We start from the raw sequence: 21291 nt of genomic DNA, 5'->3' as shown, positions 1-21291 counted from the left end.
TGGTGCCCTTGACGTGGATCGAACACGTGGCCTCTCCCTTACCAAGGGAGTGCTCTACCACTGAGCTACAAGGGCTGTAATTTGTTGCATGCGATGCATCAAGCATCTGAACGGAAACTGGAGCGGGTGAAGGGAATCGAACCCTCGTCGTAAGCTTGGAAGGCTTCTGCTCTACCATTGAGCTACACCCGCGAGGTATCGTTCACTTTATCTTCACTTGCTTTTTGCTACTACCCAGTTTTCCTTGCAAAAACTTGGTGGAGGGGGCTGGATTCGAACCAGCGTACTCATAGAGAACAGATTTACAGTCTGTCGCCTTTAACCACTCGGCCACCCCTCCGCGGGAACCGCAGAGTATGAAGCATCTACTCACAACTGTCAACCTTATTTACTGATGCCTGACTGCTGCATTTGCGTATAAAGAAGAAGTTGGCTGCTTCGGGGCGTGATTATAAGCTCCCGATTTGAGAAAGTGCAAGGGTTGGCGCGAAAAAGTCTGCTTTTTTTGGATTTTTTTTATCCCCCCCGCCGGGAAGCCGCATTTTCCCGTCATTTTTCCCTTTTACCGGGCGTCAGGCGGATGCATCCAGGAGTTGCCGAGAGGCTTATATTTACGCAACAACTGCTGATGCAGGCCCGACAGCACGGGCAACTTGGGGTTGCGCGGGTCCAGGCGGCGCACGCCGGCGATAAACGTCAGCGCCTGCTGCCCCATGCGCTCATCCCAGCCTTCGTGTTCCAGGCATTTCAGCACGGCCACGGCCGCATTGAACACCACTTGCGGATTATCGGGCAGGCGCGTGACGGCTTCGCCCATCAGATCGACGGCGCCACGGAAATCGCCCTCTCCCGCCCTGGCGGCACCGGCCGCCACCATGTCGGCCACTTCCTGGCGGCTTTGCCGTGCCAGCGCCTTGGCCAGCTCTTCGCGCCCGGCATGCTCGAACACGGCCATGGCGCGCGTCATGGCCGCGCTGTCGGGCGCATTGCGCATGACTTCGCGCATCACCTCGGCGGCGCCATCTTCGCGCCCATGCGCCAGGCAGTGGCGCGCCAGTTCGGTTTTCAGCATGTTCGAGCCGCCCACGCTGTGGCGGTTGGCGGCCAGCGCCGCGTCGAGCGATTGTTGCAGGCGTTCCTCGTTGCCCGTATGCGCATGCAGCATGGCGCTGCACAGGGCACTGCACAGTTCCGCATTCTTTTGCCCGCCCATCGACTTGTCGAGGTCGCGGATCACGGCGCCCACCTGGAGCGGGTCGCCCTTGCGCACCAGGGTCTGCACCAGGCGCACATGGTCTTCCGGGTCGCGGAATTCCGAATACTTGGCCTTGCTGACGACCAATTTGAGGGATTTTTCCGCCATCTCGATATCGTCGGCCGCCAGGGCCGCCTCGCCCAGGCGGCGCAAGCGGCGCACGGCGTGCGGCGACAGGGCCACCGCTTCGCTCAGGGCGGCCTGCGCCAGTTCCGGCTTGCCTTGCGCCAGGTGCGTGCGCGCCAGCCAGTCATACGCGTCGAGAAAACGCTTGTTGTTTTCCAGCAGCCCTTCCAGGGTGCCCTGCGCCGCTTCGTACTCGCCCAGCAGGAACTGCGTCTTGGCCTGCCCCAGGCGCGCCCAGCCGATGGACTTGGCTGCGTACAGGCCGGCGTAGATCGGCTCGGCGTCGGCCGCTTCGCCCAGCAGCAGGTGCAATTCCGCGCGCAAGCGCAGGAAATCAGTGGCGTAACGGGGATACAGGCTGGCGCCCTCCGCGCAGGCGGCAATCGCCGCGCGCTCGTTGCCCACGTCGATCAACTCGTACACGGGCACGAAGGCATTGCGCTTGTCCAGCGCGCGGCCGATGCGCTCGAGCATGTTGTCAGCGGTGAAAGGCTTGAGGATGTAATCGGTGGGCAACAGCTCGACGGCGCTGACCACCTTGGCAAAGCTGCCTTCGCCCGTGACCATGAAGAACATGGTCGACGCGTGCATCAATTTGTGGTGGCGCAAGTCTTCCAGCATCTGCTGGCCGTCCTGCCCGCCGTCGAGGTCGTATTCGCACAGGATCAGATCATACGATTTGCTGCCCAGCATGCGAATCGCCTGGCCCGAACTGGCCGCGTCATCGATCTTCGCCAGGCCGCACAGGTTGAGCATATTGTGCAGGCTGGCGCGCATGCCCGGATGCGGCTCGATGATCAGTGCGCTAAGGCCCTTGAGTTCTTTCATGTCGTGATGTCCGAAAACTCCGCGGCGCGCCACACTGGTGCGTGGCGCCAGCCAGCATGAGGCTGCCGAGTATATGACGGCGCCGCGCGCAAGGGAATGGCGGTGTGCCGAAAAATGCCGACGAAGTTGCTGCTCAAGCGACGGCGTGCTCCGGATGCCACAGTTGCGGCTCATGGTCGATCAGCTCCAGCAGCGCCGTCACCACTTCCGGATCGAACTGGCTGCCGCTGCGCTGCTCGATGTATTCGCGCACCTGCGGATATGGCCACGGTTCCTTGTACGGCCGCTCGTGCAGCAAGGCGTCGAAGACGTCGACCACGGCAACGATGCGCGCAGAGATCGGTATATCGCGGCCTTTCAGGCCGTTCGGATAACCGGCGCCGTCGAAATGCTCGTGGTGGCCGCCGGCGATCTGCGCGCCATACGTCAGGTAGCTGACACCGTCGACCATGTTGGCGGCCCGCTCGAGGATGGTGCGCCCGACGCCGGCATGCTGCTGCATCTGCGCCCGCTCCTCATCCGTATGCTTGCCCGGCTTCAACAGCACGGCGTCCGGCGTGGCCACCTTGCCCACGTCGTGCAGGATGCTGGCCAGGCCGATCATGTCGAGCAGTTGCGGCGTCAGCTCGTCCGGGTACACGCCGCGCTGCTGCATGCGGCGGGCGATGGCGTCGGACAACTGCTGCACCCGCCGCACGTGGCCGCCCGTGTCGCTGTCGCGGAACTCGGCCAGGTCGGCCAGCGCCACCACGGTCGCTTCCTGCGCCTTGCGCAGCTGGCCGAACATGTACAGGTTGTCGAAGGCAGCGGCGATACGCTGGCAAAACACTTCCAGCAAGTCGCGCTGGATCTGCGCCAGCGGCCACGGCGGCGTGACGGAAATGGCCAGCTCGCGGTTGCCTTCCGTATGGATGAACAGCACATTGGCCGGATGCTCGAACTGGCTGCGCTTTTCCGCGAACGCTTTGTCGATCGTCGGCGTGAGGGCATGGTCGGCCGGCAAGGCTTCCGCCTCGGCCAGCATGGCATAGGTGCCCGTGGCGGCCACCACCTCGGGCCGTCCGGCGCCGCCCTGCATCAGGCACAGCACGCCGTCGGCGCCCACGTCGAGGATGGCGCTGACCTGGTTCAGCACGCCGGAAGCGAATTCGCGCAGGGAATGGATCTGGTACAGATTGGTGGCGCCGGCGAGGATCTTGCCCAGACCGATGCGGCTGCGCTCGAGCATCATCAGGCTCTCGTAGGCACGCAGGGCCGAGATGACGGTGGTAAACAACTTTTGCGTCGTCAGCTCCGTCTTGGCCTTGTAATCGTTGATGTCGTATTCGATGATGACGCGCTGCTCGGGCGCCTGGCCCGGCTGGCCCGTGCGCAGCACGACGCGCACGATGGAGTTGTTCAGGTCGGCGCGGATGCGTTTGGCGAGGATCAGGCCGGCGTCATCCGTTTCCATCACCACATCGAGCAGCACCAGCGCGATATCGGGCGTGTCGCGCAGGATGTCATATGCCTCGCGGCCGCTGTAGGCGGAAAACAGTTCCAGTTCGCGGCCCTTGAAGCTGACATTGCGCAGCGCCAGCCGCGTGACCGCATGCACGTCGACGTCATCATCGACGATCAGGACACGCCACAGGCGCTGGTCGGGCGCGGCCAGCCCGGCAGGACTGGCCACCGGCTCATCTTCGTCGAGCAGCCAGTTATCATCTGCATCGGCCTTGAGGTCGGTCATGAATACTCCTAATGGATAAGTTCGATGTGGACGCTGCGTTGACGCATATCAAGCATAATCAGATTAGATGCTGCTTACAACAGGATTCTGCGTACCGCCTTCGCTGGCGGACGGCGACGACGCCGGCGCCGAGGCACCGCTGCGCGTGGCGCCGCCACAACTATCCTGGCCCGGCCCGACGGCCTGGTAGCGCACTTCATACTTGCCCGCGCTGAGCTGCTCCACCAGCAGCTTGTCATACGCGAGGATGTACAGGTAGCGCACGTTCGAGCGCCGCTCCGTGTCAAACAGCTTGACGAACACGGGCGCCGCATTGCCGCTGTTGTCGATGCTCACGGCCAGCTCCTCGCCCTTGTTACCGATCGGGAATCCATCGACATAGCCGGAATGGGCCGGCCAGGGTTCGCCATTCGGCGCCACCAGCGATGGGGACTCTGCCTTGCCAGTCCCATCGCAGGCGGGCTGGATGCCTTTCAGGCTCAGCTGGGACACGGCCAGCACGCGGATCTCCGGCGTCTTCGCTTGCGGCGGCTCGGGCGCATACGGCTTGCCCACGGCCCAGCTGTCGACTGCCACCGCCTCGCCTTTCGATGGCGGCGCGGCACTGGCCGCCGACGTGGCCGCGTCCGCATGGGGCTTGGCGCCGTCGCGGGCCAGGCCGCTCCAGGCCGACGCCAGCGCGGCAGGCACGGGTTGCGACGTGTCGAGCATCAGCAAGGCGCCCAGCCAGCCCAGCAACAGACAGATAAACAAACTCAGCCACCAGCGCCAGTTGCGCCAGACGGGTTGCAAGCCGCGCCGCGGCTTGCCCTTCGGCGGCGGCACATCCTGTGCCCAGGCGTGTTCATGCGGCTGGGCATGGCCTTTCGCGCGGCCATCGCGGCTCTTGCCGTCTTCCTGGTGGGTGCTTTCCAGCCATTCGATTTCCCACTCCTCGGCGGCGATCCACTCGTCATGTTCCTTGCGGCGTTGTGGATCGGACAAGGTGCCATAGGCGCTGTTGAGGATCGCCATGATGCGGGCGGCCTTTTCGTCGCCGGGATTCTTGTCCGGGTGGTATTTCTGGCTGAGGGCTTTGTACGCGGCACGTATGACTTCCTGCGGCGCCAGGCGCGCCACCTTCAGGTTGTCATAGTGTGTATGTATCTTTCCCATCGTTCTATCTTGAAATCGGTGCGCGGCGACGGGTTCTTGCAGGATGGAACCGTGCTGTGTCGGTCATCATATACGATATGACAAGATAATAACCACCGGCGGACAGGAAATTGCAGGGCGACACTGCCCTGCCTTGATATTACAGGCGCTTACAAGCGGTGACTGCGGTCGCTGGACAACAGCGCTTCCGGCAACTCCACGCGGTGCCCCACCACCAGCACCTTGAACAACTCCCCCATCTCGGCGGGCGACACCAGCTTTTGCACGGCGCTGGCTTGCGGCAAATAGGTCTTGACCTGCTGCGGATCGGTGCGCAGCAGCAAGTCACCAAGGCCCGCCCCCAGCAGGAAGGATGCCTGGTTCATGTAGACGAGCACATCGAGGCCAGCCTCCTGCGCCGCCACCGCCATCGCCGTAAAATCCACGTGGGCCGTGATGTCCTGCAAGCCGGGCAAATAAAACGGTTCCGCGTGGGCGTGATGGCGGTAATGGCACATCAGGGTGCCCGTGGCGCGCAAGTCCAGGTAATACTCATGCGCAGGGAAACCGTAATCGAACAGCACGGCCGCGCCGCCCTTGCCATTGGTCAGCATGCGCGCCAGCGAGCGCATGAAACCGCAGGCGACGCCATGAATTTCCGTAACATAGCCGACCGGCAAGGCGTCCGCCTCGGGCACCTGGGCAGCGATCTGCGCGGCCACGTCATCGCCAGCGAGCCGTTCGACAAACACGAACTGGCCGTCGGCGATGCTGACGTCGAGCTCGCACCAGCCGGCGGGCGTCTTGCTGATCAGGTTGACGGGCATGGCGTCGAGCACTTCATTGCCGAACACGGCGCCCTCGAAGCTATCGGGAAAACCGTCGAGCCACACCACTTGCGGGAAGGCGGCCAGCGCCAGCTCCTGGCGCGCGCGCAATTCACCGGACAATTCGACGATCGCATACTGCTCCACATGGATGCCGGCATTCGCCGCTTCCGTCAGGATGTCAACGGCCAGCTTGCCCGTGCCGGCGCCGAATTCGAGGATGCGCGGGGCCGTTTGCGCCATAATAGCGGCTGCCACATGGGCCAGGGTGGCGCCGAACAGGGGCGAAATCTCCGGCGCGGTTGTAAAATCGCCATCTTTGCCCAGCTTGGCGGCGCCGCCGCTGTAATAGCCGAGGTCAGGCGCATACAGCGCCAGCTCCATGAAGCGGACAAAGGGAATGGCGCCGTCATTGCACGCGATTTCGGCGGCAATCTGGTGCTGCAAGGCATGGGACGCGGCCAGCGCGTCGCTATCGGGTGCGGGAAGAGACATTCCCGCATTGTAGCGAATCGGCGGCGCATGCCGCCAGTGTGGCGTCCACCGAATATCTCAACCATAGCAAAGACATGACAGAAGCAACGACAACGCCATTCGACAGCACTCCCCGCGTCGCCCTCGTCACGGGCGCCGCGCGGCGCATCGGCCGCGCCATCGCGCTGGGCCTGGCGCGCGACGGCTGGGATATCGCCGTGCATTACCGCGACTCGCGCGACGAGGCGCTCAGCCTGGTGGAGGAAATCGCCGCGCTGGGCCGCCGCGCGCAAGCGTTCCCCTGCGACCTGGCGCAGGAAGAGGCCGTGCGCCAACTGTTGCCGCAGGCGCAGGCGGCGCTGGGATCGGTAAGTTGCATCGTCAACAACGCATCGTTGTTTGCATACGACAATGCGGGCGATTTTTCCGTCGCCGCGCTCGACGCCCACATGCACGCCAACCTGGCCGCCCCCATCCTGCTGGCGCAAGCGCTGTACCAGGCCACCCCGGCAGGCGGGCAAGCCGTGGTCATCAACTTGCTGGACCAAAAACTGTACAATCTCAATCCTGATTTTTTGTCGTACACCCTGTCCAAGGCGGCACTGCTGTCGGCGACCACCATGCTGGCCCAGGCGCTGGCGCCGAAAGTGCGCGTGGTGGGCATTGCCCCCGGCATCACCATGGTCTCCGGCGAACAAACGGAAGCGAACTTTGCCAAGGCACATGAAAACACGCCGCTGGGCCGCTCCAGCACGCCCGAGGATGTGGCCGACAGCGTCTGTTACGTGGCCGGCGCGCGCGCGCTGACGGGCACGACCCTGCTGGTCGATGGCGGCCAGCATTTGATCGGCTTGCCGCGCGACGTCATGTTTTTGACCAAATAATCAGCAGCCCTGCCAAACAACCAGCATTCCAGCATCCCCTAAAAGGTAAAACCTATGTCGTCCGCCCTGTCCCACCCTCGCCTGGCCGATTGCCGCCGCCTGTTCCTGCGCAATTACGAAGTCCTCATCAACATCGGCGTCTACGACTTCGAAAAAAAGGGCGAGCAGCGCGTCCTCATCAACGTCGACCTGTACATTCCCCTGGCCCTGTCGACGCCCAAGGATGACCAGCTGGAAGAAGTGGTCGACTACGATTTCATGCGCGAAACCATCGCCAAACGCATGGCCCAAGGCCACGTGCAGCTGCAGGAAAGCCTGGTCGACGACGTGCTCGCTGCCATGCTGGCCCACCCGCGCGTGCGCGCCGCGCGCGTTTCGTCGATGAAACCGGACGTGTATCCCGACTGCGAAGGCGTGGGCGTGGAAGTATTCAAGATCAAGGATGAAGCATGAACAACATGAATGACACCGCCGTACTGGAAACGATGACGGCCGCCGTGGAAGTGCCGGCCAACGTGGAAGCGCAGAAACTGGCGCGCAAGAAGGCGGAAAAGATCGCCCTGGAAAACAACAAGCTGCACAAGCGCCTGTGCCGCCTGGTGGGGCAAGCCATCGGCGACTTCAACATGATCGAAGACGGCGACAAGGTGATGGTCTGCCTGTCCGGCGGCAAGGATAGCTATGCGCTGCTGGACATTTTGATGACCTTGCGCGAACGCGCGCCGATTCACTTCGATATCGTCGCCGTCAACCTGGACCAGAAGCAGCCGAACTTCCCGCCGGAAATCCTGCCCGCCTACCTGACGGAACTGGGCGTGGCTTTCCACATCGAAAACCAGGATACCTACAGCATCGTCAAGCGCCTGATCCCGGAAGGCAAGACGACCTGCTCGCTGTGCTCGCGCCTGCGCCGCGGCATCCTGTACCGCGTGGCAGACGAGCTGGGCGCCAACAAGATCGCCCTGGGCCACCACCGCGATGATATTTTGGAAACATTCTTCCTGAATATGTTCTTCGGCGGCAAACTGAAAGGCATGCCGGCCAAGCTGCAATCGGACGACGGCAAGCACATCGTCATCCGCCCGATGGCGTACGTGAAGGAAGAAGACACGCAGCGCTATGCGGAAGTCAAGGGCTTCCCCATCATCCCGTGCGACCTGTGCGGTTCGCAGGAAAACCTGCAGCGCAAGCAGATCAAGGGCTTGATGCGCGAATGGGACAAGAAGTTCCCCGGCCGCGTGGAAAGCATCTTCTCGGCCCTGTCGAACGTGGCGCCATCACATTTGATGGACCCGAAACTGTTCGGCTTCAAGGATTTGAAGGCGGACGGCGTGGCCAACCCCATGGGCGACATCGCCTTCGATGAAGAGCCATGCTCGACGCCGACCACGTTCGGCACCATCGCGCTGCAACCGCTGTAATCCGCTGTTGTAAGCCCGTATTGTTTCGCCGCCACCGCCCAGGTGGCGGCATCCGCCCTCTTTCCCCCCGCGTCCATTTGAGGTACCGTAGTCAGCTCTGCCGGTACGCGGTGCGTCACGCGCGCATCCCTGCCCGGCGGTCAGCACGCATTCTTCCGACAACCTCACTGGAATGAACCATGACGCCTTCCGCGCTCAAGCGCCCCCTGCTGTTCTCCCTGCTGGCCCTCGGCCTTGCCACCGCCTTCGCCGCTCCCGCACCCACCGACCGCCAGGCCGACCGCTGGGATTTGACGGCGCTGTATCAGAACAATGCCGCGTTCGACGCCGACGCGAAAAAGCTGTCGGCCCAGCTGCAGCAATTGGGCGCCTGCAAGGGGCAGTTGAAAACCTCGCCGGCCCGACTGAAAAGCTGCCTGGACCTGTACGCCGAGGCGCGCAAGCGCGTCAACACGCTCACCACCTATGCGGCGCAGTATTACGACCAGGATACGGGCGACAGCAAGGGCAACCAGCTGAACCAGCGCGCCGCCCTGCTGGGCAACGAGTTCAGCCAGGCAAGCACCTTCCTGCAGCCGGAAATCCTCGCCCTGGGCAGCAAGCGCATCGACGCCATGCTGGCGAAAGACAAGGGCTTGCAGCTGTATCGTTTTCAATTAGGCAACATGCTGCGCAGCGCACCGCACACGCTCGACGCGGCTGGCGAACAGCTGGTGGCACAGTTCGGCCTGGCAACAAGCTCGGCCGCCAGTATCTATCGCACCCTGGCCAATGCGGAAATCCCGTGGCCGACCATCAAACTGTCGGATGGCAAGGAAGTGCGCCTCGACCAGGCGGCCTACACGAAATACCGGGGCGACGACAACCGTGCCGACCGCAAGCGGGTGTTCGACGCCTTCTTCGGCAAGTGGAAGGAATATGAACGCACGTTCGGCGAAACCCTGTACGGCCAGTTGAAGACGGACGCCGCGTATGCGAAGGTGCGCCGCTATGCCGACTCGCAAAGCGCGGCGCTCGACGCCGACAACTTGCCGCCGGCCGTCTACCAGACCCTGATCGCGCAAACCAACGCCAATCTGCCCACCTTGCACCGCTACTTCAAGCTGCGCGCGCGCATGCTGGGCGTCAAGGACCTCGCGTATTACGACATCTATGCGCCGCTGCTGAAAAGCGACCGTACCTTCCCGCTGGCCGACGGCAAGCAGATGATGCTCGATTCCGTCGCGCCGCTAGGCCCCGACTACGTCAAGGCCCTCACCGCCGCCGTGGACGCGCGCTGGATGGACGTGTACCCGCGCCCGCGCAAGGTGGCAGGCGCTTACATGAATGGCGACGCGTACGACGTGCACCCGTTCGTGCTGCTCAACTACACGGACAATTACGAAGCCGTCAGCACCCTGACGCACGAATGGGGCCACGCCATGCATTCGGTACTGGCCAACAAGGCGCAGCCATCGGTCTATGCGCCGTACAGCATCTTTGTCGCGGAAATCGCCTCGACGACGAACGAGGCACTGCTGCTCGACGCGCGCCTGAAGCAGGCCAAGGACGATGACGAGCGCCTGCTGTACCTGGGCGCGGCGCTGGAAAACCTGCGCGGCACCTACTTCCGCCAGGCCATGTTCGCCGAATTCGAAGCGGCCATCCACGGCAAAGTGGATAAAGGAGAATCGCTGACGGGCGAAGAGATCACGGCCATCTATGCCGGCATCCTCAAGCGCTACCATGGCGAAGCGCAAGGCGTCATGACCATCGATCCCGCCTACGCGCTGGAATGGGCCTACGTGCCGCATTTCTATCACGGCTTCTACGTGTTCCAGTACGCCACCTCGATCGCCGCGGCGCAGGATTTCGCGCAACGCATCCTCGACAAGGAACCGGGCGCGCTGGCCGCCTACCTGAAGATGCTCAGCTCCGGCGGCTCGGCCTACCCGTATGAACTGGTGAAGGCGGCCGGCGTCGACCTGGCCTCGCCGAAACCGTACCAGGCGCTGGCGGCGCGCATGAACGGCATTATGGACCAGATCGAGGCGATTGAAGCGAAGCGGGGGAAGTAAGCCCAAAGCAAAGGCTGGGGTCAGACCCCCACGCGCGTTAGCAAGCCTCTGCGTTAGCGGTGTTGAGGGTCTGACCCCGGAGTTTCCGTTTCCGCCGCCGCGAAAGCCGCCGCATCGCTCTCGAACATGTCTTCCAGCTCCTCGCGCGCCTGGCGCGTGAGCGACATGACTTTTTGCTGGTCCTGGAAGTGCGGCGCCACTTCCAGCAAAGTTTTCAGGTTATGCCGGCCGAAGATGCCGGCCGCGCGCTGCGCCCGCTCCGTACTGAAGCCCACCTGCTGCAAGGTCTGTTCACCCAGCAGCAGCGCCGCGGCGAAGGTCTCGCGCTCGATCAGGGTCACGCCACGCTTCATCAATTCATAGTAATGCGTGACGTTGCGCGCGCGCGCCAAAATCGTCAGCTCGGGCAGGCGCAGGCGCACGGCGTCGACCAGGGCCAGGCTGTCATCCACATTGTCGATGGCGATCACCAGCGCCCTCGCCTTCTCGATGCCGGCCGCCACCAGCAGGTCCACGCGCGTGGCGTCGCCATAAAACACTTTAAAACCGAACTTGCGCAGCAGGTCGATCTGGTCCGGATCGTGATCGAGCACCGTCACGCCGATTTTATTAGCCGCCAGCAAGCGGCCAATGATCTGGCCGAAGCGGCCGAAACCGGCGATGACGATGGGATTGTCCTGCGCCTCGATATGGTCGTCGGGACGGCGCTTCTTGTCGCCCTGCAGGCGCGGCGCGACGAATTTGTCGTGCGCCAGCAGCAGCAAGGGCGTGGCCACCATCGACAGGGTCACCACCACGACCAGCAGCGCGGCCGTCTGCGGCGCAAACACATGCGCGGCCTCGGCGGCGGCAAACACGACGAAAGCAAATTCGCCGCCCTGCGACAGCAGCAGCGCAAAGAACAGCTGCTGGCCGCTGGGAATGTCGAAGAACTTCGACAGCACGTACAGCAAGGCGATTTTCACCACCAGCAGCCCCGCCACCAGGGCCAGGATCAGCAGCGGCTGGGCGCGCAGCACGCCGAAATCGACGGACATGCCCACGGCGATGAAGAACAGGCCCAATAACAGCCCCTTGAACGGTTCCAGGTCGGAAATGAGCTCATGGCGGTATTCGGAGTCGGCCAGCAGCACGCCCGCCATGAAGGTGCCCAGCGCCATCGACAGGCCCACCGATTCCATCAGCACGCAGATCGCGATCACCAGCAGCAGGGCAAAGGCCGTGAAGATTTCCCGCAAGTCCGTCCTGGCGATGAAGCGCAGGATGGGATTGACCAGAAAGCGCCCGCCGATCACCAGCGCCGCCAGCACGGCGGCCAGCTTGGCCACGCGCAGCCAGCCCGGTTCGCCGCTATGCGTGACGAGTCCGCCCAAGAGCGGCACCAGCGCGATCATGGGAATGGCGGCGATATCCTGGAACAGCAAGATGGAAAAGCCGGCGGAACCGGCTGGCGTGCTCATCAGCTTACGTTCGCCCAGGGTGGCCAGCACGATGGCCGTCGACGACAGCGACAGCCCCAGCGCACCCACCAGCGCCGTGCGCCAGTCCACGCCGAAGGCCATGGCCACGGCGCACAAGCCCGCGCTGACGACGCCCACCTGCGCCCCGCCCCAGCCGAAGATGGGACGGCGCAGCAGCCACAGGCGTTTGGGTTCGAGCTCCAGGCCGATCAAAAACAGCAGCAGCACCACGCCGAATTCGGAAAAGCTGAGGATCACCTCGACATTCTTGATCAGCCCCAGGCCCCAGGGACCGATGACGACGCCGGCCACCAGGTAACCCAGCACCGCGCCCATGCCCAGGCGCTTGGCCAGCGGCACCATGATGATGGCGGCGACCAGGTAAAACAGTATGTTGATAAGAAAGCTGTGGTGTTCCATGCGGATTCCGGAAAAACGTGATTGGAATCGCAATCATGCCTGAAGTGGCGCGCCAGCGGAGTATCAGGGTTGCGGCGCATCGATACGTGCGCGTATCTCGTCCACATTCACGCGCTTGAGGTAGCTTTCGATATTCTTCCACACGGCGTGATAGCCGTAGCCGCCATTTTTCAGCTCGTCGATCGCCTTCTCGCGCGGCCAGCCCTGGTACAGCATGCGGTACATGGCGGCCATCATGCCCGTGCGGTCGGCGCCGTGCAGGCAATGCAGCAGCACGGGTCCCTGCTGTTCGGCGGCGCGGATGCTGCGCATGGTCTCGATCACATGCTTGTCGCGGATGGCCCAGGTATTGATGGGAATGCGGACGGCGTGGATACCGCTGCCATCGAGCACCTGCGTGTCGGAGTGGAAGGAACGCAGGCTGATCACCGTCTTCACGCCCAGCGCCTGCAATTGCGCCACGTCGGCGCTGTCGAGCTTTGCGCTGCGGAACAGGACGGGGGTGACCTGGTGCAGGTTGGACACGTGCGGCAGCGGCGTCGCCCACTCGGCACTGCGCTCGGGCGCCACGGGCGCTTGCGCGCCAGCGGAACCGGCCGCCAGGGCCAGGAATAACAGCAGGAGATGCGACAAGCGCGGCAAGGTCATGACTTCCTCTTGTATGAAAACCACAGCAGCACGCCAGCCAGCAGCAGCGACACCCAGTAGTCGGTCGGCGCCCACCACAGCCAGTGCTTGTGCCAGGCGATGTGGGCCGGATTGAAGTGCGCCACGCCATAGGCGGGATTGAGCACGAACCACAGATAATCTTCGATGATCCAGAACAGCATGATGCAGCCGATGGCGCGGCACTCGAGGCGCAGCGACCATTGCGCCAGGAAGATCATGGGGAAATGGAAGAACAGGGCAATGAAGGGAAAGACCCAGGCATGGTAGCCGGTCATCGGCCGGCCGCCCCAGAAGATATCGAGCAGCCAATGGCTTTCGATGCGCCAGGTGGGCAGGTTCGCGGCCCAGCCGGCCGCCCCTTCGATCTGGATTTCCACCTGCGCAAAAAACAGTCCCAGCAGGGCCACCCAGGCCAGCGTCAGGGCGACCTGCCAGGGTTTTGCCACGGCGCCCGTCACGCCGGCTCCTGCGCCAGCACCTGCGCCAGCACGTCGCTGGCGGCGCGCGGACGGCCCAGCGCCAGCGCTTTCGCGCGCATGGCTTGCAACTGCTCCGGATGCTCGAGCAACAGGCGCACGCGGTATTCCAGGGTGACGGCATCGAATGCCTTCAGGGCCACGCCCTGTTCCAGCAGATAGTCGGCATTGCGCTCTTCCTGGCCCGGAATCGGCGAGTTGACGATCATGGGCAAGCCCAGCGCCAGGCATTCCGAGGTGGTCAGTCCGCCCGGCTTGGTGATCACCAGGTCGGCGCACGCCATCAGGCGCTCGACTTCGCTGGTAAAACCTTGCGCCAGCAGGCGGCCCGGATACTGGCCGGCCAATGCCTGCAGCGCCGCCAGCGCGGCGGCGTTTTTCCCCGCCAGCACGATCAGCTGGAAGTCGCCATCCAGCGCCAGCAGGCGCGCGGCGATGGTATCGAGGCTGCCCAGTCCCGCCCCGCCGCCCATCAGCAGGATCGTCGTGCGCCGCGGGTCGAGGCCAAACGCCTGCGCGCACGACACGCGGTCAGGCGCCTGCGCAAAGGCGGGCATGATGGGGATGCCCGTCACGTGGATGCGTTCGGCCGGGATGCCTTCGTGGCGCATGCGGAACGCCACTTCGTCGGTGGCGGCGAAATAGCCCTGCATCTGCTCGTGCACCCACATGCGGTGCAAGTCGAAATCCGTGACCTGCACCCACACGGGGCAAGCCAGCTGCCCCTGGCGCAGCGCGCGCGACAGCAGTTCGGCCGGCAGGAAATGCGTGCAGATGACGGCGTCGGGCTGGAAAGCGGCGATTTTTGCCATCAGTGCGCGCGTGTTGAGGCGCTCGACGGCGCGGCGCAGGCGCTGCATCGAGCTGTCGCGCGGTGCGTCGTGGGTGGCTTGGTACAGATAGCCCCACAGCGCGGGCGCCTTGTTGACCAGCTTGATATAAAAATCCGTGTACAGCTTGCGGAATGCGGGCGTCACAAAATCCATCACGTCGAGATGGCTGGCCAGCGCCGCAGGGCCGGCGCCGTCATCGTGCGCCGCGTATGCTTCGATGGCTTGCGCGGCGCGCATATGGCCGGCGCCGGCCGAGACGCTCAGGAGAAGAATTTTTTTCGGTGTCTGCTGCGGCATACGCTGGCGCTCCACGGGAATCCCTGACCGGGAAAGCTGGCACAATACCATTTTCCGCACCGCGCACATTGCAAATTCACAAGGCGACGCGGCTTTTCCTATTTCAGCGCTGGCGCGACATCCGTGCGCAGCACCGGGTACAGATTCAGCCGCTCATCCCACGAGGCGTGGCGGCGGGCGAAGAATTCCAGACGCGCGGCCGGGCTCCTGGCAAATGCGGGATCGCTGGCCAGCTTCTGCTGGAACTGCGCCGCCAGCGCCGGGTCGGCCGCCAGCTGCGCGCGCGCCACGTCTTCGGCCACGTATTCTTCCATGTACTCCTTGCGCTCGAAGGCCGTATTGAAACTGCCCCAGGCCAGCAGCGAATCGGGCGCGCGCGGTTCGAGCAGGGCCACGACCAGGCGCGCCTTGGCCTGGTTGACGGGCACGTACAGCGCGCCCGCACCGACCACGCGCGCCTCTTTCTGCCACTCGCCCTGCACGGCCGCCGTCTGGCGTCCCTCGAACGACTGCGCACCGAATTTCACCATCGTGGCGCGGAAGGTTTCGACCGGCAGCTTGCCCGGCGCGCCAGCCAGCACCTGGTACGACACGCCATGCTGGCGCAGCTTGGCCGCCACCATCTGCGCCTGCGCGGCGGGCACCAGGTAGCCGGCCTGCGGCGCGGCCTGCTGCAGGTCGGGCACGATCTCGTCGCGCAGCGGCACGTTCCAGATCTGCGGCGTGGTTTCATCGTAGCGCGTCATCAGCGCGCCCGATACTTCGGACGGCGTGCGCGTGTAGGCGTAGCCGCGAAACGCGATCATGCGGCTCTTGTCCGTGGTTTTATACGTGAGCGGCAAGGTGGCGCCGGCCAGCTGCGCGGCGCGCGCGTCCGCCTCGAGCGCCGTTTGCCGCCACTGCGCGCCATGCTGCGCCACTTGCGACAGCAGCGAGACGATGGTGTTGCGGGTGATGCGCACGCGGGTCGGATAATCCTTCCACGAATGGGTTTCCACCAGCATGCCGAAGCGGTTGCGCAGCTGGAAATAGCCATGCGAGAAGCGGGGATTCGGCGCCGAATCGACAAAACCCGATTGCGGATTGTCGTTCTCGGCAAACGAAATATAAAACGGTTTCGGGTCCGAGCCCTGCTTCGCCAGGTCGGCCAGCACGCCGTCGCGCAGCGCCGTTCCCGCCACGCGCAGGGCCGCATCGCCCGCATGCACGGGTTCGACCTGGATCGAGATATCGGGTTCGAACTGGGCACCGTCGGTGACGTGCAGGTCGACGTAGGCCAGCGGATCCCAGGCGTTCACCAGCGCCAGCATGTGCTGCATCTCGGGCGTATCGGCCTTCATGTATTCGCGGTTCAGATTGTAGTTTTGCGCCGTGCTGCGCCAGCCCATTTCCACGGGACCGCGCTGGTTCGGACGGTTCCACTGGCCGAAGCGCTCATGGCCATCGACATTGAAGACGGGGACGAACAGCAGCACCTGTTTATCCAGCGCGCCGGGCGCCGCCTTGCCCTCCAATACTTCGCGCAAGGCCAGGAAACCCGCATCCTTGCCATCGATTTCGCCCGCATGGATGCCGCCCTGTACCAGCAGCACGGGCAGCTTGCGGCGCGCCGCTTCGGCCGGCGTCAGCGCGCCCGTATTCGTCACGGCCAGCGCCAGCATGGGGCGGTTTTCCGGCGTGCGGCCGAACTCCACGCAGCGCACCTGCTTCGGATAGCGCGCCTGGAACTGGCGGCACAGGGTTTCCACTTCCGCGTAGCGGCCCGTATTCAAAAAGCCCGAGCGCTCGGCCACCGTCGTCAGGACGGGAGCGGCGTGTGCGCTGGCGGCAAACACGGTCAACAGGGCGGTGGACAGCAGGGCGTGGCGTAGCATGGGTCAAACTCCATCGAGAGAGGACAAGCGGGCAATTATAGAGTGGCGGTCGGATAAAAACGCAGCGGAAAATAAAAAAGCCGGAACAGCGTCAGCTGCTCCGGCCTTGATCTGGCAAGCGTGAATTACGAGCCAAAATGGTAGTTGAACTCGATCCACCCCTGGCGGCCTTGCGGGCTGTAGTTGCCGATCGGATAGTACGGCCAGCCGTTGCTGGCGTCGCGCTTGATCTTGTCGAACACGTTGTTGACGATCAGCGAAACGGTGGCGCGGTCGTTGATGCGGTAGACGGTGCTGATGTTGGCCAGCGCCGTCGGCGTCAGGTAAGCCTTGCCGGCGGCATTCGGCAGCTTGCCGTAGCGGCTGACCAGCAAGGTATTCGACCAGTCGCCCGCAGCCCAGTTGACGCTCAGGTTCAGCTTGTCGGGCCAATCCATGTTGGTCATCGATTTGGTTTCATCTGTCTCTGCATCGCCGGCGAATTGCTGCGATTTCTTGCTCAGCACCCGGGCGTAGTTGGCCTTGAAGGCGAAGCGGCCATAGTCCGTCGTGCGCAGCAAGTATTTCAGGCTGACGTCGATGCCGCTGCTGCTTTGCTTGGCCGCGTTGATCGGGTTGACGGTGATGGTCTTGATCTCGCCCGCCTTGTTCAAGGCGTTGGCCGCGTAGCGCTCGATGCGGCCCAGGGTATCGATACAGGTCGGCGAGCCGATGTCGGCCTTGCCCAGGCGGCAATCGGATTCATCGCGCAGCAGCTTGTCGGCGTCCAGATTCGTCACCAGGTCGTCGATCTTGATGTTCCAGTAATCGACCGAGACGTCGAAATTGGAACTCGGCGACCAGACGGCGCCCACGCCGAAGGACTTGCCCTTTTCCGACTGCAGGTCGCGGCTGCCGTTCTGCACGTAATCGGCGCCAGGCGACTTGTTGGCATATTCGCAGCCGTCGATGGCCTTGCCCGCAGCATCGCAACGGTAATAGTCGGTGGTGCTCGAATAATAGCCTTTGCCGCGTGCCTGGTAGATGTAGTTCATGTCCGGCGCGCGGAAGCTGGTGGCATAGTTGGCGCGGAACAGCAGGTCCGGCGCCGGGCGCAATTCCAGCCCGCCGTTGTAGGTGAACTTGCCTTCCTTGCGGCCGGCAAAGCTGTAGCGGTCATAGCGGCCGGCGACGGTAGCGGTCAGCTTTTCATGCAGCGGCACATTCAACTCCGCGCCCAGCGCATAGCGCGAACGGGTGCCGGCCGTGACGCCCGAACCGGTGGCGACATTGAAATAGCCCTGGTCGATGCGCACGTCGGGTTCATTGCTGAAGCCCTGCTTGCTCGCTTCGGCAATCGTGGCGATTTTCACCGTGCCGGCAGGCAGCTGAAACAGGTCGCCATTCGTGGCCACGCTCAGGGTATTCGTCCAAGCCTTGTCCTTGCTGTCGCTGTAGCCGCTGATGCTGTCGAATTCGGCCGGCGTCAGGCGCTGCGACAGGCGCGCGGGATCGGGTGCGTAGATGGCCACGCCATTCGCGTCCGTGCCCAGCTTCGGTCCCAGGAAAAAGCTGTCGATGTTCGAGCGCAATTGCGGCCGGTGGGCTTCGCTCGTGTAAACCGAGGCATTGTAGTTCGCCTCATATTGCCAGGCACTGCCCGGAATGCGCCCCTTGGCGCCCAGCGAGATGGCCGTAGCCAGGTCGTCCCAGCTGCGGTTGTAGCGTTGCACGCCGCCGATTTCCTCGGGCGAGATAAAGCGCGTCCACTCTTCGTAGGCGCCGCTGTTCTGGTTCAGGAAGGAATTGCCGTTCAACGAAGCCGAGGTCCACGACGGGCCGCGCGTATTGTTGACGGTCTTGTTCTTGCCGATCAGGATATCGGCAAACAGGGTGGTGTCGGCATCGAGCTCGTAATTGGCGCTGCCGAACACGTTCTGGCTCTGGTTCTTCGTCTGCGTGGTCCAGAAGGTCGGGCGGGCTTTCGGGCTGGCGCAATAGCTGCCGTTTGCTGCCGTGTACTTGCTGACGCTGCCGCCGAACATGTCGCCGAACTGGCCGCAGGTGTCGCCCAGGTCGACATAGTTGCCGGCCTTGCCTTTCACCAGGGTGCGGCGCGCGGCGATCGTCGTCGGCACGCCGGAGCGGCTGGTCATGAAGTCGCGGTCCATGCTCCACAGCGGGTCGCGCTGGCTCAGTTCCACGCTGAACAGGGTATGCAGCTTGTCGAAATTGCCGCCGCCCGTCAGTTGCACGCGCTGGTTGCCGGCGCCGCCGCGCGAGGTGCCGCCGACCTTGACGTTGATATCGAAGCCTTCCGCCTGTTTTTTCAGGATCACGTTGACCACGCCGGCAATCGCGTCCGAACCATAGATGGCCGAGGCGCCGCCGTTGAGGATTTCGATGCGGTCGACAATACTCGACGGGATGTTCGCCAGGTTGGTGAAGTTGACGGCGCCGTCATAGGCGATGGGGAAATCGGCCAGGCGGCGGCCGTTCAACAGGATCAAGGTATGGTTCGGCCCCAGGCCACGCAGGCTGATGGTATTGGCCGACGGCGTGAAGGTGTTGCCGTAATCCTCGCCCTGCGTAAAGCCGCTGTTCTGCACCTGGCTGGTCAGCGCGTCGAAGACGTTCTTGTAGCCCTGCTTGGTGATTTCATCACCGGTCAGGATGGTGACGGAAGACGGACCTTCCAGGCTGGCGCGGGGAATGCGCGAACCGGTGACCACGACGGCTGGCGGGGTGGCCGCAGCCTGCTGATCCGCTGCGGGCGCTTGCGTTTGCGCGTGCGCCTGCCATGCGGTGCCGCCCAGGATGGCCAGTACGCCAAGGCTGAGCGGTGTTAACTTGAACTGTTTCGACATCGTTGCGCTTCTCAAGGTGGGAGAAAAGCGGCAAGATAGCAAAATGCCAGTCATTCCAGAACGAATCGATTCATCTTTCTATATATCAAAATTGTTATATAGAAAGATTCATGAGCAGGAAAACGCCAGGCACGCCGGATAGCGCATGGCAGGAACATGCGCGTTAACGGCGCCTGATGGCAATTTCCTTGTGGGATGGCCGCAGCAGGCGCGTGACCGTGTCGGCCGGACTCTCCATCGAACTCAACAGCCTGGTCGCGCCCATGGCCGGCGTGCAGCTGCCGCTGCTGCGGTAGCGCAACGCCGCCGCCAGCATGCCTTCCGCCGCGTCGCCCAGCGCATGCTGGTAGTCGTCCGCCACGTCGCAGGTCGGCACCATGCCATCGGCAAAGTCGCCAAAGCCCTTGGCGTTGACGCCCTGGAATTGCACGGCGAAATACGTGGTGCCGCAATTCGGCTCGGGATAGAAACCGTAGGGCTTGCCGCACGTCGTGCCGCCGATCAGGTTGACTTGCACGTCCACGCCGCGCAAGCCGTTGATGATCGCTTCGCTGGCGGAACAGGTATTGCCCGTTGTCAACAAGGTCACCCGCTTGAGCCCCAGCGAGGGCAGCGGCGTGCCCTTGGGCAGGGGATTCTGCGCGGGAAAGCCCTGGCTTTGCGTATGGAATGGCACGGGCGCTTCCGGCCGCGTCTTGTCATTGAAGAGCACCTGCTCGAAGGTCTTGCCGGTAGTGACTTGCGGACCGGCGATCATGTAGGCGAGTTCGCTGGCGACATCGAGGTAGCCGCCGCCGTTGTAGCGCACATCGAGCACCAGGTCGCTGATGCCGGCCGCCTGGAAGCGGCCCATGGTCTCGACCAGCTGGCGTTCGGCCACGTTGTTGTGCGTATTGAAGGTCAGGTAGCCCACTTTGCCCGTGGGCGTATCGATGATGCGCTCGTTCTGCACGGCGCTGGTGCTCACGTCCACCGCCGTCAGGCTCACCGACAGGGGCGCGCCGTTACGGCTCAATCCCAGCGTATGCGCGCCTTGCGCCTTGGGGAACAGGCCGGCGTTGAGGATAGCCACGCTGGCCGCGTCGGGAGCATTGACGAAATCGACGCCATCGACGGTTTGCAGCACGTCGCCGCGCCGCAAGCCCGCCAGTGCCGCCGGCGAGCCCGGCTCGACGATCGAGATCACCGCCTTGCGCGGCGGCGTGGTACGCGTCAGCGCCAGCAGCATGCCGTAGCCCAGTTCCACGCCATTGAGCGAAGCTTCCCATTCTGCCGTCGGCAAGGTGAAATGAAACTGGTCCTTCGGCTTGCCGGATGCCGTCGTGGCCGTTGTTTTCAGCACATCGAAGTACGCGATGGCCGTGGCGAAGCTTTGCGCCTGGTAGGTGGTCGGCACTTCGCGGTACCACAGATACGTTTCATCAATCCAGCTGCGCACCCACGTCAGTTCATCAAGCAAGGTACCCGGCTTGTCGATGCTGTTGTCGCCGCGCGGCGCCGCGCAGCGGTTCGCGACCGTGGACGAAGCGACCAGCGCCGCCGGACCCGCCGGCGTCACGGGCGGCACGACGGGCGCGCTGTCGCTGCTGCCGCCACCTCCGCCGCAGGCACTCAACAACCATACGAGAGGAACCGCCAGGGCGGAAAAGCGCAGGGAAGACATGACGAACTTTCCGAAAAG

15 protein-coding genes and 3 tRNA genes are annotated in these 21291 nt (G+C 63.6%); 4 read left to right on the top strand and 14 right to left on the bottom strand.

The window, feature by feature from the left end; all coding sequences use genetic code 11:
- The 7 genes from BZG29_RS02915 to BZG29_RS02885 form a co-directional block, all read right to left on the bottom strand.
- A tRNA-Thr gene (locus BZG29_RS02915) sits at positions 1-75 on the bottom strand.
- Positions 76-118: 43 nt separating this feature from the next.
- Positions 119-192, bottom strand: a tRNA-Gly gene (locus BZG29_RS02910).
- A 63-nt stretch (positions 193-255) separates the two neighbouring features.
- A tRNA-Tyr gene (locus BZG29_RS02905) sits at positions 256-340 on the bottom strand.
- Between the two features lie 222 nt (positions 341-562).
- A complete protein-coding gene (locus BZG29_RS02900; protein ID WP_077398774.1) occupies positions 563-2209 on the bottom strand; it encodes a tetratricopeptide repeat-containing response regulator in 1647 nt (548 codons plus the stop codon).
- Between the two features lie 133 nt (positions 2210-2342).
- Positions 2343-3938, bottom strand: a complete 1596-nt coding sequence (locus BZG29_RS02895; protein ID WP_077398772.1) for a DUF3369 domain-containing protein — start codon at positions 3936-3938, stop codon at positions 2343-2345.
- Between the two features lie 63 nt (positions 3939-4001).
- Complete coding sequence (locus BZG29_RS02890) at positions 4002-5093, bottom strand: J domain-containing protein (protein WP_077398770.1); 1092 nt, start codon at positions 5091-5093, stop codon at positions 4002-4004.
- Between the two features lie 149 nt (positions 5094-5242).
- Positions 5243-6394 (bottom strand): SAM-dependent methyltransferase, encoded by a 1152-nt coding sequence (locus tag BZG29_RS02885; protein ID WP_077398768.1) that lies wholly within the window; start codon positions 6392-6394, stop codon positions 5243-5245.
- A 74-nt stretch (positions 6395-6468) separates the two neighbouring features.
- Here BZG29_RS02885 and BZG29_RS02880 point away from each other — a divergent pair, with 74 nt between their 5' ends.
- The 4 genes from BZG29_RS02880 (at position 6469) to pepF (ending at position 10735) form a co-directional block, all read left to right on the top strand.
- Complete coding sequence (locus BZG29_RS02880) at positions 6469-7257, top strand: SDR family oxidoreductase (protein WP_077398766.1); 789 nt, start codon at positions 6469-6471, stop codon at positions 7255-7257.
- 54 nt (positions 7258-7311) lie between these two features.
- Positions 7312-7710 carry a dihydroneopterin aldolase gene (locus tag BZG29_RS02875; protein WP_046682033.1) on the top strand — a complete coding sequence of 133 codons (399 nt, stop codon included), beginning with the start codon at positions 7312-7314 and terminating at the stop codon, positions 7708-7710.
- 32 nt (positions 7711-7742) lie between these two features.
- Positions 7743-8678: a tRNA 2-thiocytidine(32) synthetase TtcA gene (gene ttcA, locus BZG29_RS02870; RefSeq protein WP_251349712.1), complete on the top strand. Its 936-nt coding sequence runs from the start codon at positions 7743-7745 to the stop codon at positions 8676-8678.
- Positions 8679-8857: 179 nt separating this feature from the next.
- Positions 8858-10735, top strand: a complete 1878-nt coding sequence (gene pepF, locus BZG29_RS02865) for an oligoendopeptidase F (RefSeq protein WP_077398765.1) — start codon at positions 8858-8860, stop codon at positions 10733-10735.
- A 53-nt stretch (positions 10736-10788) separates the two neighbouring features.
- Here the strand turns inward: pepF and kefC are convergent, their stop codons facing one another.
- The 7 genes from kefC to BZG29_RS02830 form a co-directional block, all read right to left on the bottom strand.
- Positions 10789-12615, bottom strand: coding sequence for a glutathione-regulated potassium-efflux system protein KefC (gene kefC / locus BZG29_RS02860; RefSeq protein WP_077398763.1), 1827 nt, complete (start codon positions 12613-12615; stop codon positions 10789-10791).
- Between the two features lie 63 nt (positions 12616-12678).
- The gene (locus BZG29_RS02855) at positions 12679-13263 is read right to left on the bottom strand and encodes a dual specificity protein phosphatase family protein (RefSeq protein ID WP_077398761.1); all 585 of its coding nucleotides are present in this window, start codon (positions 13261-13263) and stop codon (positions 12679-12681) included.
- Positions 13260-13742 carry a hypothetical protein gene (locus BZG29_RS02850; RefSeq protein WP_077398759.1) on the bottom strand — a complete coding sequence of 161 codons (483 nt, stop codon included), beginning with the start codon at positions 13740-13742 and terminating at the stop codon, positions 13260-13262. The genes BZG29_RS02855 and BZG29_RS02850 overlap by 4 nt, the downstream gene beginning before the upstream one ends.
- Positions 13739-14890 carry a glycosyltransferase gene (locus tag BZG29_RS02845; protein WP_171984928.1) on the bottom strand — a complete coding sequence of 384 codons (1152 nt, stop codon included), beginning with the start codon at positions 14888-14890 and terminating at the stop codon, positions 13739-13741. Before BZG29_RS02845 ends, BZG29_RS02850 begins: the two co-directional genes overlap by 4 nt.
- 98 nt (positions 14891-14988) lie before the next feature.
- Complete coding sequence (locus BZG29_RS02840; RefSeq protein ID WP_077398757.1) at positions 14989-16764, bottom strand: M14 family metallopeptidase; 1776 nt, start codon at positions 16762-16764, stop codon at positions 14989-14991.
- 125 nt (positions 16765-16889) lie between these two features.
- Positions 16890-19610 carry a TonB-dependent siderophore receptor gene (locus tag BZG29_RS02835; RefSeq protein ID WP_077398755.1) on the bottom strand — a complete coding sequence of 907 codons (2721 nt, stop codon included), beginning with the start codon at positions 19608-19610 and terminating at the stop codon, positions 16890-16892.
- 163 nt (positions 19611-19773) lie between these two features.
- Entirely contained in the window at positions 19774-21273 is a 1500-nt protein-coding gene (locus BZG29_RS02830; RefSeq protein ID WP_077398753.1) for a S41 family peptidase, read from the bottom strand.
- Positions 21274-21291: the final 18 nt, after the last annotated feature.

The sequence above is a fragment of the Janthinobacterium sp. LM6 genome (genome assembly GCF_002002885.1).
In the GTDB taxonomy this organism is placed as follows: Bacteria; Pseudomonadota; Gammaproteobacteria; order Burkholderiales; family Burkholderiaceae_D; genus Janthinobacterium; species Janthinobacterium kumbetense.
The sequence above is the reverse complement of the archived record's forward strand: the minus strand, read 5'-3'. Positions and strand labels throughout refer to the sequence as shown.